This window comes from Streptomyces sp. NPDC104106 (genome assembly GCF_055584345.1).
Window position 1 is genome coordinate 309806 of the sequence record NZ_JBVJMF010000001.1, and the last position, 15698, is coordinate 325503.

The 15698-nt window shown below is 71.8% G+C and carries 13 protein-coding genes; 8 read left to right on the forward strand and 5 right to left on the reverse strand.

All coding sequences use genetic code 11. The annotated features are described in order from the left end of the window. Window positions 1-70 precede the first annotated feature (70 nt). The 4 genes from ACZ60X_RS01480 to ybaK all read left to right on the forward strand — a co-directional run bounded on the left by ACZ60X_RS01480 (window position 71) and on the right by ybaK (window position 4084). Window positions 71-1648 (forward strand): oxidoreductase, encoded by a 1578-nt coding sequence (locus tag ACZ60X_RS01480; protein ID WP_469592131.1) that lies wholly within the window; start codon window positions 71-73, stop codon window positions 1646-1648. A 121-nt stretch (window positions 1649-1769) separates the two neighbouring features. Then, on the forward strand, window positions 1770-2822 hold the full coding sequence (locus ACZ60X_RS01485; protein WP_469592134.1) for a hypothetical protein: 1053 nt from the start codon (window positions 1770-1772) through the stop codon (window positions 2820-2822). 11 nt (window positions 2823-2833) lie between these two features. Then, window positions 2834-3574, forward strand: a complete 741-nt coding sequence (locus tag ACZ60X_RS01490; protein ID WP_469592136.1) for an LON peptidase substrate-binding domain-containing protein — start codon at window positions 2834-2836, stop codon at window positions 3572-3574. A gap of 9 nt (window positions 3575-3583) precedes the next feature. Beyond that, window positions 3584-4084, forward strand: coding sequence for a Cys-tRNA(Pro) deacylase (ybaK, locus tag ACZ60X_RS01495; RefSeq protein WP_469592138.1), 501 nt, complete (start codon window positions 3584-3586; stop codon window positions 4082-4084). A 451-nt stretch (window positions 4085-4535) separates the two neighbouring features. On the opposite strand, the gene ACZ60X_RS01500 is transcribed toward ybaK, so the two are convergent. The 4 genes from ACZ60X_RS01500 to ACZ60X_RS01515 all read right to left on the reverse strand — a co-directional run bounded on the left by ACZ60X_RS01500 (window position 4536) and on the right by ACZ60X_RS01515 (window position 8399). Then, window positions 4536-5162, reverse strand: a complete 627-nt coding sequence (locus ACZ60X_RS01500; protein WP_469592140.1) for an AAA family ATPase — start codon at window positions 5160-5162, stop codon at window positions 4536-4538. 34 nt (window positions 5163-5196) lie between these two features. After that, complete coding sequence (locus ACZ60X_RS01505; RefSeq protein WP_469592143.1) at window positions 5197-6018, reverse strand: ABC transporter permease; 822 nt, start codon at window positions 6016-6018, stop codon at window positions 5197-5199. Between the two features lie 82 nt (window positions 6019-6100). Beyond that, window positions 6101-7114 (reverse strand): ABC transporter ATP-binding protein, encoded by a 1014-nt coding sequence (locus ACZ60X_RS01510; protein ID WP_469592145.1) that lies wholly within the window; start codon window positions 7112-7114, stop codon window positions 6101-6103. 49 nt (window positions 7115-7163) lie between these two features. After that, window positions 7164-8399: an NYN domain-containing protein gene (locus ACZ60X_RS01515; RefSeq protein ID WP_469592147.1), complete on the reverse strand. Its 1236-nt coding sequence runs from the start codon at window positions 8397-8399 to the stop codon at window positions 7164-7166. 226 nt (window positions 8400-8625) lie between these two features. On the opposite strand from ACZ60X_RS01515, the gene ACZ60X_RS01520 reads away from it, so the two are divergent. Beyond that, window positions 8626-8802, forward strand: a complete 177-nt coding sequence (locus tag ACZ60X_RS01520; protein ID WP_469592149.1) for a hypothetical protein — start codon at window positions 8626-8628, stop codon at window positions 8800-8802. Between the two features lie 99 nt (window positions 8803-8901). Here the strand turns inward: ACZ60X_RS01520 and dnaE are convergent, their stop codons facing one another. Further along, window positions 8902-12441 (reverse strand): DNA polymerase III subunit alpha, encoded by a 3540-nt coding sequence (gene dnaE, locus ACZ60X_RS01525; protein ID WP_469592151.1) that lies wholly within the window; start codon window positions 12439-12441, stop codon window positions 8902-8904. Window positions 12442-12651: 210 nt separating this feature from the next. On the opposite strand from dnaE, the gene ACZ60X_RS01530 reads away from it, so the two are divergent. The 3 genes from ACZ60X_RS01530 (at window position 12652) to ACZ60X_RS01540 (ending at window position 15656) form a co-directional block, all read left to right on the forward strand. Next, entirely contained in the window at window positions 12652-13977 is a 1326-nt protein-coding gene (locus ACZ60X_RS01530) for a DUF2252 domain-containing protein (RefSeq protein WP_469592153.1), read from the forward strand. 68 nt (window positions 13978-14045) lie between these two features. Then, on the forward strand, window positions 14046-14738 hold the full coding sequence (locus ACZ60X_RS01535) for a hypothetical protein (protein ID WP_469592154.1): 693 nt from the start codon (window positions 14046-14048) through the stop codon (window positions 14736-14738). Window positions 14739-14846: 108 nt separating this feature from the next. After that, window positions 14847-15656, forward strand: coding sequence for a thioredoxin domain-containing protein (locus ACZ60X_RS01540; protein WP_469592155.1), 810 nt, complete (start codon window positions 14847-14849; stop codon window positions 15654-15656). Window positions 15657-15698 lie beyond the last annotated feature (42 nt).

Consider the following 15698-nt stretch of genomic DNA (forward strand, 5'->3'; position numbering starts at 1 on the left):
CACCCGTCACCCAGCGGGCATGAACGGCTGTACGAAAAGAGATGCGCGAGGGAGAGAGAAGGAACGGGCGGTGACCGAGGGGCCCGGCTTCGTCGCCGGGGACGTGCCGGACGAGCTGACCGCGATCGAGGCGGGCATGTGGCAGGCCTTCCGCAACGGCAGCGTGTACGACCTGACCAGCGGGGACGCCGTCGTGGACGATCCGCACGGCGGTCATCCGTGGGGGCCGGAGCGGACCGTACGGGCCCGGGTCGTGTGCTGGCTGCTGCTGGACGGCCCGCCGGCGCTCACGGGCCGGGTGTCCGCGCTGAAGCTCGCCGGTGTGCGTGTGACCGGCACGATGGACCTGGCGGGCGGCCAGGTCACGCCGTACGTGGAGCTGCGCGGCTGCCGCTTCGACGAGGAGGTGCGGCTGCCGGAGGCCCGGTTCACGACCCTGCGCCTGGTGGACTGCGCGGTGCCGCGCCTGGAGGCGGCCCGGGTGCACACCGAGGGCGATCTGCATCTGCCGCGCTGCCGCTTCCAGAACGGGGTCCGGCTGACCGACGCGCACATCGGCACCGATCTGCTGCTCAACCAGTCGATCGTCCAGCGCGACCGCAGCGGGCGGTCGATCGCGGCGGACGGCCTGACCGTCGGCCAGGACTTCCAGGCGGAGCTGCTGGAGTCGTACGGCGAGCTGAGCCTGCGCGGCGCCCAGATCGGCGTGTCGCTGAGCCTGCGGGGCGCGAAACTGGCCAATCCCTACGCCCGGCTCGCCCTGAACGCACCGCAGCTGACCGTCGAGCGCACCCTGTACCTGACCCCGGCCGGCGTGGGCAGCCCGCTGCTGAGCGGCACGACACCCGCGCGCGGGACACGCATCCAGCGCTTCGAGTGCCACGGCGGTCTGCGCCTGGACGACGGGCGGTTCGGGGACGCCGTCGACCTGGAGCGGGCCCGGTTCACCCTCACGGACGACCAGGAGCTGTCGCTGCGCCGGGTGCACGCGCCCGAGCTGCGCTTCCTCGGGGACCGTCCGCAGCACGGCAAGGTCGTGCTGTCCGGGGCGCGGATCGTCAACCTGGTGGACCGCGCGAGCGCCTGGCCGAGCGCCGGGAACCTGCACATGGCCGGGTTCACCTACGAGAACCTGGTGCCGCAGGGGCCCTTCCCGCTGAGCCGGCGCCTGGACTGGGTCGCGGCGGCCACCGCGGAGTACGCCCCGGAGCCGTACGAGCGGCTGGCTGCGGTGCTGCGCGCGGCCGGCGAGGACGAGGACGCGCGCGAGGTGCTGCTCGCCAAGCAGCGCAGGCGCCGCGAGACGCTGCCGCCGGCCGCCAAGGTACTCGGGTACGTCCAGGACTGGACGGTCGCCTACGGCTACCGTCCGGGCCGGGCCGCGGTGTGGATGGCGGTGCTGTGGGCGGCGGGCACGCTCGCCTTCGCCCACGCCGGCCACCAGCCCGCCAACCACGACGAGCATCCCTACTGGAGCCCGGCCCTGTTCACGCTGGACCTGCTGCTGCCGGTGATCGACCTCGGGCAGGTCGGCGAATGGCAGCTGCACGGCCTGTGGGAGTGGCTGAAGGTCACGATGATCCTGCTCGGCTGGATACTGGCGACGACGGTGGCGGCGGGGGCCACGCGGCTGCTGCGGCGGAGCTGAACGCGAGTGCCCTCCCGGGGCGGCGGCCGAGCCCCGCCTTTACCGCTCCTTGACCCCCTGCCGTACAACTTTCCATGACTTGCCCGAACCCCCTGGCGCGCTCCCGACCTGCGGACTTTCAATGGTCAGCACCATGGCTCAGCTGTCCTCGCTCATCCGCCGCATGCGGATGGGCAAACGCTCCGAGCGCCCGGCCGGCCGGCCCGAGACCGGGGACGAGGTCGTGCTCGACGCGCCCGACGACCGCCTCTCCCCCGCGCTGGTCGCGGCCGGCCGCGGCGAGTACGACCTGGCCGCCGCCCTGCTGGCGGCCACCCGTGCCGCGGCCGCCTGGGAGAACCACGACCGCTATGTCCGGCACCTGGCCGCCTTCGCCCGCTCGCGCCCCGAGTGGTTCGAGGCCTGGCGCACGGCCGCCCCGCACGACCCCGGCGTGCTGCTGATCGGCGCGCAGCTGGCGGTGGACCGCGCCTGGCCCTCGCCGGCCCGCGCCGAACTGCTGCGCGAGGTGAGCCCGCTGATCACCGCCGCCGCCCGCGCCGACGACAGCGATCCGGTGCCCTGGCGGATCGCGCTGGACCACGCGCGCGGCTCCCGGGCCGGGCACCGCTATGTCGAGGAGCTGTGGGAGGCCGCCGTACGGCGGGCCCCGCACCACCACGGCTGCCATGTCGCCGCCCTGCGCTACCTGGCCGCCTCCTGGCCCGGCGCGCACGGCGAATGCCTGGACTTCGCCGACCGGGCCGCGCAGGACGCGCCCGCCGACTCGCTGGTCCAGGCGCTGCCGGCCCGCGCCGCTTTCGGCTATCTGACCGACGGCCGCGGCCCCGAGGTGCCGCGCGCCCGGCTGGACGCGGCGGCCGACCGCGCCCTCGCCCTGTCCGCCCGTCTCCCGGCGGCCGACCCCTGGGCCGCCGGCATCCGCAACAAACTCCTGTACGTCCTCCTGCGCCTGGATCGCTGGCAGGACGCCCGCGCGCAACTGGGCCTGATCGGGCCGTACGCGACCTCCTTCCCCTGGGACCGCTTCTCGGACGATCCGCTGGGCCACTTCCTGCGGCTGCGCGAGGACCTGCTGGCGCCCGGTCCCCGACCCGTTCCGGCGGGGCTGTCTGCGCTGCTCCCGGCCCCGCTCGGCGAGCGCGGCGGACACAGCCGCGCCGCCGACCACTAGGCTGGGGCGCCGTGACCACCGTCCGTCTCCCGCTCTTCCCGCTGAACACGGTGCTGTTCCCCGGGCTCGTGCTGCCGCTGAACGTCTTCGAGGAGCGCTATCGCGCCATGATGCGGGCGTTGCTCAAGACGCCCGAGGACGAACCGCGCCGGTTCGCCGTCGTGGCGATCCGCGACGGCTACGAGGTGGCACCGAGCGCGCCCGGCATGCCGGATGCCACCGCGCAGCCGGAGCGGGGGCCCGCCGCGGGCTTCGGCCCGGATCCGCTGAAGTCCTTCCACTCCGTGGGCTGCGTGGCCGACGCGGCGACGATCCGGGAGCGGGCCGACGGCACCTTCGAGGTGCTGGCCACGGGCACGACCCGGGTCCGCCTGCTGTCGGTCGACGCCTCGGGCCCCTTCCTGACGGCCGAACTGGAGGAACTGCCGGAGGAACCCGGCGACGAGGCGGGCGCGCTGGCCGAGGGGGTGCTGCGCTCCTTCCGGCAGTACCAGAAGCGTCTGGCCGGGGCGCGCGAGCGCTCGCTGTCCTCGGGCGCGGAGCTGCCGGACGATCCGAGCGTGGTGTCGTATCTGGTGGCGGCGGCGATGGTCCACGACACGCCGACCAAGCAGCGGCTCCTGCAGGCTCCGGACACCGCCTCGCGCCTGCGCGACGAGCTGAAACTCCTTCGCGCCGAGACGTCGATCATCCGTAGCCTGCCGTCGCTGCCCGCGTTCGAGCTGACACGGGCGCCGACGAGTCTGAACTGAGGAAGCCGGATGGCGAAGAAGCAGAAGAAGCAGCAGTCCGGGGGCACACCGGCGACGGTCGCGCTGACCTCGGCCGGCGTGGACTTCACGGTCCACTCCTACGACCACGACCCCGCCCACCCGTCCTACGGCGAGGAGGCGGCGGAGGCGATGGGCGTCAGCCCCGACCGCGTCTTCAAGACCCTCGTCGCGGACATCGACGGCGCCCTGACGGTGGCCGTGGTCCCGGTCTCCGGCTCCCTCGACCTCAAGGCCCTCGCGGCGGCGGTCGGCGGCAAGCGAGCCATCATGGCCGACCCCGCCCTCGCGGAACGCACCACCGGCTACGTCCGCGGCGGCATCTCCCCCCTGGGCCAGCGCAAACGCCTGCCGACGGTCCTGGACGTCTCGGCGGAGACGCACGAAACGATCTGCGTCTCGGCCGGCCGCCGAGGCCTGGAGGTCGAACTGTCCCCGGGCACCCTGGCCGAACTGACGGCCGCGGTCCTGGCCCCGATCGGCCGAACCTGACGAACGCGACGGCGGGCTGCCTGGCGCGCTCGCGGGAGACCGGCGCCGGGGCCGGGCCGGCCGGCATGGGCCGGGGGTCTGGGAGAGCGGCAGTGGAATGCCGCGCACGCCCGATCAAGCGAGTAGGGCGGTGAGACGCCGGACCCGGCACGAGTGAAACCGACCGAGGCCGTACCGTCACCGGCCGAAGAAACCGGCGGTGGGAGACCAGCAGCTGGGACGCCGCTCGCGGAACGAGCGAGTACGGCCGTGAGACGCCGGACACGGGCGGGGACAGACCGGCGGCGTGGGGACCGGCGCGGACGGAGCGAGGCCGACGGCGGCCGCACGGACGCGGGCCGGCGGTGGGATGCCCCGCCGTGCCCCGCCACACGGGACGAAGCCGATCGGCAGGTACCGGCAACCGGGCGAGGCCTGCGGGCGCCGCACCCCGCCGGCACTGGTGGTCCGGTTACGCGAGCGGTGGCTCGGGGTCGCGGGGGCCGAAGGCCGCCGTGAGCCCGAGATGCACCAGCAACGCGCCCAGCGGCCACGCCAGCAACGCCCCCTTCGCCCCCAGCTTCAGCGGTGCCGAGAAGGTGACCCCCTTCCCCGCCTGCTTCGCGTGCGCGATCACGTCCGAGGTGGGCCCGAGCCACGCCCCGAGCCGCCACGCCAGCAGCGACCCGAGCAGCGCGCCCACGCCCAGTGCCACCACGGCCGGCACACCCCCGCGCCGCCGCCACAGGAACACGGCCGACCCGCTGACCAGCCCGAAACCCAGTGCCAGCAACGTGAACGTGCCGTCCACCCCGATGGCCTGTTCCCCCTCGCTGTCCTTGAGGTAGACCACCCAGCTGTTGTCCGTCTGGTCACCGATCAGCGGCACGTGCGGAGCCAGCCACCACCACAGCAGCCCCAGCAGCACCCCGCCCAGCGCCACGGCCACCGTGATCACGGCGGCCTCCCGCAACTCGGTCTTCATCCCGGGCCCGTCCTGTTCGTACCTGCCCGCACCCGGCGCCCCGGCAGGCGGAACCTGCCAGACCTGGTGCGCGGAGTCGTCGTGCGGCGGCTGCGGAGTCAACGGTGCGGTCACCCTGACATCGTGCCAGGTCGCGCTGTGCGCCGCGTCACCGGACGGCGGCCCTGCGGTACGCCCGGGTCGCCACGGCCAGCGAGACCACCCCGACCCCGGCGCACACGCCCAGGTCGGCGAGGACGACGGCCCAGTCCGGGTGGGCCGCGAACGTACGGGCGTACGCCTCCACGCCGTACGTCGACGGCAGCAGATCGCGCGCCAGCCGGATGATCTCCGGCATCCGGTCCGCGGGCAGCACACCGAGCAGCAGTGCCGCCGACATGCCCAGCTGGCCGAGCAGCGTCGCCAGCTCCGGCCGGGGCGCGAGCAGCCCGCAGGCGGCGCCGAGTCCGGACAGGGCGGCGCCGGCGAGCGGGATCACCGCCAGCAGGATCCACAGATTGGTCAGCGGCAGCCCGAACAGCACGCACCCGAAGACGGCCGTGACCAGCGTCCCGGGCACGGTGAAGGAGGCGTAGGCGGCCGCCGCGCCGAGTACCACCGCGGCCGGGGGCACCGGCAGCGTGGCGTAGTGGTCCAGGCCGCCGCTCGCCCGCAGCTGCCCGAAGTACTGCGACAGCAGGTTCAGCGCGACGTACGCGACGACCAGCACCGACGACCCCGCCACCACGGACTGGGCCTCACCGCCGCCGTCCACGACCCCGCGCATCATCACCGCGATGCCGACGGACTGGAAGGTCGCCACGAACAGCAGCGGGATCCGGGCCACCCGGGCCCGGGACAACTGCGCCCGGTAGACGGCCGCCAGCGACGGCCACAGCCGTGCGGGCGGACCGAGTCCGTCCGTGTCCCGTGCCGTCTCGGGCACGGCCGGGGCACCGCCCGGCAGAACCTGGGCGGGTACGACACTCACGTCGAGCTGCTCCTCTTCCCTGCGGCCGTCGCGCACACCCCGTGCACCCCGACGTCCGATACGCGTTCCGCGGCCCGTTCGCTCACGCCTTCACCAGCCCCTGCCGGGCCGCGCCGCCGAGCGCCAGGTAGACGTCCTCCAGGCTGGGCGTGGCGAGGGTGAAGTCGTCCAGGGCGGCGAAGGCGGCCCCGCCGGTCACGGTGGCCACGGCGGCCCGGGCCTCCTGGGGCGCGAGCCGCATCGTCCAGCGCCGGCCGGACTCCACCGCGCGCTCACGCAGCGCGGCGACCTCGGGCACCTCCAGCGGCGCCCGCTCCCGCCACACCAGCTCCACCCGCACCTCGCCGGAGACCTGCTCCTTCAGTCCGGCCGGCGTGTCGCAGGCGATGACCCGGCCCCGGTCGATGACGGCGACCCGGTCCAGGACGGTCTCGGCCTCGATGACGTTGTGGGTGACCAGCAGCACGGTCGTACCGCGCTCGGCGCGCCGCCGGTCCACGGCCGCCCACACCGCGCGCCGGGCCACCGGGTCCATGCCGGTGGTCGGCTCGTCCAGCACGAGCAGCGGGCGCTCCCCGACGAGGGCGGCGGCGAAGCAGGCGAGCCGCCGCTGGCCGCCGGAGAGCTTCTTCAGCGCCCGCCCGGCGATCGGCGTGAGCCCCAGCTCCTCCAGTACGGCGTCCCGCTCCGCCCGTGCCCGCCGTACGTCGAGGCCGCGCAGGCGTCCGGTGGTCTCGGCGGCGAGGGAGACGGTCAGCTCGTCCAGCGCGGACGACTCCTGGCCGAGGTAGGCGAGCAGGCGGGCGGCGCGCTCGGGGTGCTTCACGATGTCGTGGCCGAGGATCTCGACGCTGCCGGAGTCCGGCCGCATCAGCCCGGTGAGCTGCCGTACGAGGGTGGACTTGCCGGCGCCGTTCGGTCCGAGCAGCCCGAAGACCTCGCCGCGCCGGACCGTCAGCTCGATCCCGTCGGTGGCCCGCACCTCGGGGGTGCCGGGGGCGCCGCGCCGTGCCTTGACGGCCCGGTAGGTCTTGGCGAGCCCGCGCACGCGTACGACCTCGTCCTTGCCGAGGGCCTGTACCGCGCGCGTGTTCACAAGGGACGAGGGTACGGGGTCCGGGGCCTTTACTCGTCTTTGGGGCCGCCTACGGGGTTCCGCCCGGGTTCAGTCCCCCGGCGGGCGCGGGCTCCGGCGCGGCGGGCACGTCGATCTCCCGCCAGAAGCCCGCCCGGATGGCGTAACGGTCGTGCTCGTCGATCTGGTCGTCCTTGTGGGCGAGCAGCCCGAACCGGGCGGCGTAGCGCAGCAGCTCGCCGTCGATGCGGTGCGGGATGCGCGGGTACATCTGCGAGAGCTTGTGCAGATGGCCCTGGTCGCCGAGGCGGGAGATCCAGCGCCGGGCGAAGACCTGGCCCACCTCGTAGGGGTCGCCGCCGACCGTGGTGATGTCCTCCTCCCGGTCGGCCCAGCGCTGCTCGGCCGTGGTGAGCTGGGCCAGCGTGGGCATGGCTGCGGCCTCGGGCGGCTCGGTGGCGACGCCCGGGCGGTCCACCCAGCCCTTGTCGGAGGACCAGCGCAGGGTCGCGGTCGCGGGGTGCTGGACGGGCTGGGTGCCGGGGGCGCGCAGGGCGGCGAGGTCCTTGGGGGTGGGTACGCCCTTGGGGGCGGCGGTCCGTTCCTGGGTGCCGCCGGCCGTCGCGGCGGCGGTCGGCGGTGCGCCCTGCTCGGCCGGGCGCTCGGAGGCGGCGAGCGCGGACTCGGGCAGCGGCGCGGAGAGGATCGCGGCGATCTCGGGGCGGGGCGCGGGCGGCGGGGCGCACACGCCGGTCAGCTCCTTGGCGCGGACGGCCTGGATGATCCAGGCCCGGTCCAGCACGCGCCGCTCGTCGGCCTCGGCGACCAGGTCCTCGGACTGGTTGTAGTCGCCGTCGGCGGCCTGGACGGCCCACAGGTGGACGGCGACGCCGTGCTCCTTGGCGGCCATCATGCCCGGCAGCAGGTCGCCGTCGCCGGTGACGAGGACGATGTCGGAGCAGGCGCGGTTGCGGGCCAGCTCGGTCAGCTCGGCGTGCATGGCCGCGTCCACGCCCTTCTGGGCCCACCGTCCGTCACTGCGGGTGAGGGCGCCGAGCCGGACGGTGACCCGGGGCATCACGCGCAGTCGCCGGTGCTCCGGCTGGGGTACGCGGTCGGGGGCGCCGTCGAACCAGTAGATGCGCAGCAGCGGGCGCTCGGTCTCGGCCTCGGCGCGCTCGCGCAACGCCTGGATCAGCGCGGTGTGGTCGACGGTGATCCGGGATCGCGAGGGCTCACCGGCGAGGAGGCTGGCGGCTGCGCCCAGCAGATAACCGGCGTCCACCAGGACGATGCAGCGGTCCACGCGACTCACCCTCTTCCCGGGAGGCTTTGCTCAGTGACTTCCTTCGAGTCTGCCCGACCACGCGGAGGTTAACGGCCGGAACTGGATCTTCGGCGTGGCGTTTCCGGGCCGCGCGCACCCACCACCCCTGTCACGCACGGTAATTATCCGACATGCGAGGGATGTCGGCGTATGTGAATCTGAATCCGGCCCTGGCCCCTAGATCCCCCACAGGAGGCAGATCCCCATGGCCAAGAACAAGAACCGCAAGCAGGCCGGCCCGCAGAACCGCGCGTCGCAGAGCGAGCCGATGCGCGAGCACACGCAGCGCTCGTCGGAGGACCACGAGTCTGCCGTGTCGCAGATACAGGGCGGCCCTGCGGATGCTGCCGGCAAGAAGCGGAAGAGCTTCGGCCACAACTAAAGGGCAGTTGAAGCCCGGGCACACAGAAGGGGCGCACCCGTCGAGGGTGCGCCCCTTCGCCCGTCGTCGGCTCAACCGCGTGAACCGCGCCTCATCGGCTCAGCCGGCCAGGCACGACGGGCCGAGCAGCACCTTCAGGTCGCCGAACAGGGCCGGGTCGGGCTTGACCCGGTGCCGGTCCAGGCGCAGCACCGTGGTCTTGCGCGGGCCCTGGAGCTTGATCCGGACCTCGCTGTCACCCTTGTGGTGGCTGAGGATCTCGCCGAGGCGGCTGACCATGGGCGGGGTGACCCTGGTGGCCGGGATGGTGAGGATCACCGGTGCGTTGGTGCCCGCGTTGGACAGGTCCGGGACCATCAGCTCCATGGCGACGAGCCGGGGCACGTCCTCGCGCTTGTCGAGGCGGCCCTTGACGAACACCACGGCGTCCTCGACGAGTTGGGTCGACACGAGCTGGTAGGTCGCCGGGAAGAACATGCACTCGATGGATCCGGCGAGGTCCTCGACGGTGGCGATGGCCCAGGCGTTGCCCTGCTTGGTCATCTTGCGCTGCAGGCCCGAGATGATGCCGCCGATGGTGACGACCGCGCCGTCCGCGTGCTCGCCACCGGTGAGCTGGGCGATGCCCGCGTCGGCCTTGTCGGACAGCACGTGCTCCAGGCCGAAGAGGGGGTGGTCGGAGACGTACAGACCGAGCATCTCCCGCTCCTGGGCGAGCAGGTAGGTCTTGTCCCACTCGTCGTCCGTGAACTGCACGTCGAGTCCGAAGCCGGGCTCGCTGCTGGTCTCCTCGCCCATGCCGCCGAAGAGGTCGAACTGCCCCTCGGCCTCCTTGCGTTTGACGGCCACGACGTTGTCGATCATCGGCTCGTACTGCGCCGTGAGGCCCTTGCGGGTGTGCCCCATGGTGTCGAAGGCGCCGGCCTTGATCAGCGATTCGGTGGTGCGCTTGTTGCAGACCACCGCCTCGACCTTGTCGAGGTAGTCGGGGAAGCTCGTGTACTTCCCCTTCGCCTTGCGGCACTTGATGATCGACTCGACGACGTTGGTGCCGACGTTGCGGACGGCGGAGAGGCCGAAGAGGATCACGTCGTCGCCCTGGGCGGCGAAGTTGGCCTCGGACTCGTTGACGTTCGGCGGGAGCACCCGGATGCCCATGCGGCGGCACTCGTTGAGGTAGACGGCCGACTTGTCCTTGTCGTCCTTGACGGACGTGAGGAGGGCGGCCATGTACTCGGCGGGGTGGTTCGCCTTGAGGTAGGCCGTCCAGTACGACACCAGGCCGTACGCGGCGGAGTGGGCCTTGTTGAAGGCGTAGCCGGCGAAGGGGACCAGCACGTCCCACAGGGCCTGGATCGCCTCGTCGCTGTAGCCGTTCTTGCGGGCGCCGGCCTGGAAGATGGTGAAGTTCTTCGCCAGTTCCTCGGGCTTCTTCTTGCCCATGACGCGGCGGAGGATGTCGGCCTCGCCGAGCGAGTAGCCGGCGATGATCTGGGCGGCCTTCTGCACCTGCTCCTGGTAGACGATCAGGCCGTAGGTGACGTCGAGGACCTCCTTGAGCGGCGCCTCCAGCTCGGGGTGGATCGGCGTGATCTCCTGCTGCCCGTTCTTGCGCAGCGCGTAGTTCGTGTGGGAGTTCATGCCCATCGGGCCCGGGCGGTACAGGGCCGAGACGGCGGAGATGTCTTCGAAGTTGTCGGGCTTCATCAGCCGCAGCAGCGAGCGCATGGGGCCGCCGTCGAACTGGAAGACGCCGAGGGTGTCGCCGCGCTGGAGCAGGTCGAAGGTCGTGGGGTCGTCCAGCGGCAGGGAGAGCAGGTCGATGTCCAGGCCCTTGTTGGCCTTCACCATCTTGACCGCGTCGTCCATGATCGTGAGGTTGCGCAGGCCCAGGAAGTCCATCTTCAGCAGGCCGAGCGACTCACAGCTCGGGTAGTCCCACTGCGTGATGGTCACGCCGTCGGTGTGCCTGACCCAGACCGGGACGTGCTCGGTGATGGTCTCACTGGACATGATCACGCCGGCCGCGTGCACACCCATCTGCCGGACCAGGCCCTCGACACCGCGCGCGGTGTCGATGACCTTCTTCACGTCCGGCTCGTTCTCGTACATCGAGCGGACCTCGCCGGCCTCCGAGTACCGGGGGTGCTCGGGGTCGGTGATGCCGGACAGCGGGATGCCCTTGCCGAGGACGTCGGCGGGCATGGCCTTGGTGATGCGGTCGCCCATCGCGTACGGGTAGCCGAGCACGCGCGCGGAGTCCTTGATCGCGTTCTTGGCCTTGATGGTGCCGTAGGTGCCGATCATGGCGACCTTGTCGGCGCCGTACTTCTCGGTCACGTACCGGATCACCTCGACGCGCCGGCGCTCGTCGAAGTCGATGTCGACATCGGGCATCGAGATGCGCTCGGGGTTGAGGAAGCGCTCGAAGATCAGGCCGTGCGGGATCGGGTCGAGGTCGGTGATGCCCATCGCGTAGGCGACGATCGAGCCCGCCGCGGAGCCTCGGCCGGGGCCGACGGCGATGCCGTTGTTCTTGGCCCACATGATGAAGTCGGCGACGACGAGGAAGTAGCCGGGGAAGCCCATCGAGATGATGACGTCCATCTCGTAGTCCGCCTGCTTCTGGCGGTCCTCGGGGATGCCGCCCGGGTAGCGGCGCTCCATGCCGCGGCGGACCTCCTCCTTGAACCAGGTGACCTCGGTGTAGCCCTCGGGGATGTCGAACTTGGGCATGAGGTCGCGCTTCTCGAACATGCCGGTGGTGTCCACCATCTCGGCCACGAGGAGCGTGTTGGCGCAGCCCTCCTGCCAGGCGTCCGAGGAGTCGATGGCGTACATCTCGTCCGTGGACTTCAGGTAGTAGCCGGTGCCGTCGAACTTGAAGCGGTCGGGGTCGGAGAGGTTCTTGCCGGTCTGGATGCACAGCAGGGCGTCGTGGGCGCCGGCCTCGTGCGCGTACGTGTAGTGCGAGTCGTTGGTGACCAGCGGGGGGATGCCGAGCTTCTTGCCGATGTCGAGGAGGCCCTGGCGGACCCGGTGCTCGATCTCGATGCCGTGGTCCATCAGCTCCAGGAAGTACTTGTCCTTGCCGAAGATGTCCTGGTACTCGGCGGCCGCCTTCAGGGCCTCCTCCTCCTGACCGAGGCGCAGCCGGGTCTGGACCTCGCCGGAGGGGCAGCCGGTGGAGGCGACGATGCCCTCGGACCACTGGGCGATGGTCTCCTTGTCCATCCGGGGCCACTTCTGCAGCCAGCCCTCGGCGTAGGCGTCCGAGGAGAGCCGGAAGAGGTTGTGCAGGCCGGTCCTGTTCACGGCCCACATCGTCTTGTGGGTGTAACCACCCGAACCGGAGACGTCGTCCCGCTTCTGGTGCGGCTGGCCCCAGAGGATCTTGCGCTTGTTGCGCCGGGACTCGGGGGCGACATACGCCTCGATCCCGATGATCGGGGTGATTCCGGCCTTCTTCGCGGAGTGGAAGAAGTCGTACGCCCCGTGGAGGTTGCCGTGGTCGGACATGGCGATGTGCGTCATGCCCATCTCGTTGCACGCGTTGAACATGTCCTTGAGCCGCGCGGCACCGTCCAGCAGCGAGTACTGGGTGTGGACGTGCAGGTGCGTGAAGGGCGGCTTTGACACGGTATGGCCTCCGACGGAAAACACGTGGCTTGGGGCGGACGGGCAGTTCTGGGGTCAGCGGGAAGTCTATGCCCCGCCACTGACACCGGCGGCGCTTCCTTGCGTACCTTCGGGCGGAACCGGGCACTCCCGTGTGGCGTCGCCCGTTGGAGACGACAGAAACCCTGTCGTACAGGTCATGCACGCAAAAGCACCAGGAGGCACCCAGCGATGTCGGTCCACCGGCTCAGCGACGAGCAGCGCGGCGAGGAGATCCTCGCCGTCTTCGACACCGCCTTCGGCCGGCTCCTGGCCGCCGACCCGGCCGCGTTCCGCGTGAAGTTCCGGAAGATGGCGGCCTCGGCCTTCGCGTTCTACCGGGGCACGGCGTGCCTCTTCTACCACGACCTGGACGCGGACAAGCGCGGTGGTCCGTTTCTGGACGACCGCACCTCGCGCGTGTGGATCCACGGCGACCTGCACGCGGAGAACTTCGGCACGTACATGGATTCCAACGGCCGCCTGGTCTTCAACGTCAACGACTTCGACGAGGCCTACGTGGGCCCCTTCACCTGGGACCTGAAGCGCTTCTCGGCCTCGATCGCGCTCATCGGGTACGCGAAGGCGTTCAGTGACGAGCAGATCACCGAGCTGGTGCGGATCTACGCGGGCGCGTACCGCGAACGGGTCCACGCCCTGGCCACGGGCGCCAAGAGCGACGAGGTCCCGCCGTTCACGCTGGACACGGCGGAGGGCCCGCTGCTGGGCGCCCTGCGCGCCGCCCGGTCGCTGACCCGCTTCGAGCTGCTGGACTCGATGACGGAGATCCGTGACTTCGAGCGCCGCTTCGCGCCGGACGGCGGCTCGGTCGAGCTGGACGCCGCGACGCGCTACAAGGTCCTGGCCGCCTTCGACGGCTATCTGGAGACGCTGCCGGACTCCTCGCTGGCCCGGCCCGACTCCTACCGTGTGAAGGACGTCGTCGGCCGCCGGGGCATCGGCATCGGCTCGGCCGGCCTGCCGTCGTACAACATCCTCCTGGAGGGCCACAGCGACGCCCTGGAGAACGACGTCGTGATCTACGTCAAGCAGGCCCAGACCCCGGCCGTCTCCCGGCACATCACGGATCCGGCCATCGCGGGCTACTTCCAGCACGAGGGCCACCGCACGGTGATCTCCCAGCGTGCCCTGCAGGCGCACGCCGACCCGTGGCTGGGCTGGACGGAGCTGGACGGCGCGGGCCAGCTGGTCGCCGAGGTCTCGCCGTACGCCGTCGACCTGGACTGGGGCGACATCGACGATCCGGAGGAGATCGCCCAGGTCGTCGCCGACCTGGGCCGGGCCACGGCGGCGATGCACGCGGCGGCGGACGACCAGTCCGGGGAGTCCCTGGTGCCGTTCTCCACCGAGCGGGCCATCGACGCGGCGATCGCGGCCGACGAGGACGGCTTCGCGCCCCTGCTGGTGGACTTCGCGCACGGCTACGGCGCACGCGCGCGTGCCGACCACCAGATCTTCGTCGACCTGTTCCGCAACGGCCGGATTCCGGGGCTGTAACCTTCGCGCACTCACAGGCACTCTTTAGGGGTCCCTTACTCGCGTACGTGACAGACTCTCCTCTCGCTATGGACATATCCGGGACCCAGCTCAGAGCCGTACGCGCGGCGCTGTTCACGGCCTTCGTCGTGACGCTCAGCACCGCGTCGCACGTGCTGCTGTCCAGGGCACCGCTGCCGGTGGGCGCGGTCCTGGCGGTCTGCGCCGGTGTGTTCACCGCCGCGTACGCGCTGGCGGCCCGCGAGCGCGGCTTCGGCCGGATCGCGGCCCTGCTGATCCCGCTGGAGCTGACCGCCGACACGGTGTTCACCACGGGCCAGCACGCCTGCTACGGCCGGGCCGGCGGCCCGGTCGCGGGTCCGCTGCGCGCCTTCGGCTTCGACGTGCTGTGCCAGGGCGGTGCCGTCGGCACCCCGCTCACCCGGATGACCGGGGTCCAGGGCCGCCCGGAGACGCTGCTCGCGCACGCCAGCCCCGCGGCCGCCTGGCTGCTGCTCGCCGCGCACGTCGGCGTGGGGCTGCTCGCCGCCGCCTGGCTGCGCCGCGGCGAGCGGGCGCTGGTGCAGCTGCTGCGCGCGGTCGCCGCGACGACCTTCCGGCCGCTGCTGCTGGCGGTGGCCTCGGTCACCGCGCGGCCCGCCCCGGCCCGCCGGCTGCCGCGTACGGTTCCGCGCCGGGCCGCCGCCCGTGACCGGCTCCTCGTGCACTCCCTGGGACGGCGTGGACCGCCGTGCTCCCCCGCCCTCGCCGCCGTCTCCTGAGCGACGCGCCTTACGCAACGGCGTCCGGGCGACGACGGCTGAGCACACCCAGTCCCCCACACGTATCCCGCGTACGACCTGTGCGCGTCCCACATGGAGATCACCAACATGAGCAAGCGGAACAGCCAGGCGGCGAAGACGGCGGCCCGTGAGCGGCTGCGCCAGGAGCGCGAGCGGCAGGCCAAGCGCGACAAGGCCAGGCGGCAGGTCATCGTCGCCGCCTCGGTCGTGGCCGTGCTGGCCGCGGCGGGCGGCATAGGCTACGCCGTCGTCCAGGCCAACAAGCCCGGTCACTGGGAGAGCATGAAGACGGCCAAGGTCGTCGCGCCGGCCCACACGACGGGCACGGACGGCACCACCGTCGTCATCGGCAAGGACAGCGCCAAGAAGACCCTCAAGATGTACGAGGACCCGCGCTGCCCGGTGTGCGCCCAGTTCGAGCAGACCGTCGGTCCGACCCTGAAGAAGGACATCGACGACGGCAAGTTCAAGTACCAGTACGTCGGCGCCACGTTCATCGACTCCCACGACAACGGCGAGGGCTCCAAGACCGCCCTGAGCGCCCTCGGCGCCGCGCTGAACGTCAGCCCCGAGGCGTTCCTGGAGTACAAGTCCGCGCTCTACTCCGCGAAGTGGCACCCGGACGAGCAGACCGACAAGTTCAAGGACGACAGCTACCTGATCCAGGTCGCCGACACGGTCCCCGCGCTGAAGAACAACACGGCCTTCCAGAGCGCGGTCAAGAACGGCACCTACGACGCCTGGGCCATGGCGATGTCGAAGACCTTCGACAGCAACAAGGACGGTGTGACCGGCACGCCGGGCTTCGTCATGGACGGCAAGCAGCTCAACGGCGGCAAGGTGATCCTGACGGTGGACGACTTCGACAAGGCGATCGACGCGGCGCTGAAGGGCTGACGTCCCGCCGCGGGACGACCGCCAGGTCAGGGGCGGGCGAAC

What these genes read in the sequence shown, in the direction of transcription:
- ACZ60X_RS01485 (WP_469592134.1), top strand. Translation starts at nt 1,770, where the DNA reads ATGGTCAGCACCATGGCTCAGCTGTCCTCGCTCATCCGCCGCATGCGG.
- ybaK (WP_469592138.1), top strand. Translation starts at nt 3,584, where the DNA reads ATGGCGAAGAAGCAGAAGAAGCAGCAGTCCGGGGGCACACCGGCGACG.
- ACZ60X_RS01520 (WP_469592149.1), top strand. Translation starts at nt 8,626, where the DNA reads ATGGCCAAGAACAAGAACCGCAAGCAGGCCGGCCCGCAGAACCGCGCG.
- ACZ60X_RS01530 (WP_469592153.1), top strand. Translation starts at nt 12,652, where the DNA reads ATGTCGGTCCACCGGCTCAGCGACGAGCAGCGCGGCGAGGAGATCCTC.
- ACZ60X_RS01535 (WP_469592154.1), top strand. Translation starts at nt 14,046, where the DNA reads ATGGACATATCCGGGACCCAGCTCAGAGCCGTACGCGCGGCGCTGTTC.
- ACZ60X_RS01540 (WP_469592155.1), top strand. Translation starts at nt 14,847, where the DNA reads ATGAGCAAGCGGAACAGCCAGGCGGCGAAGACGGCGGCCCGTGAGCGG.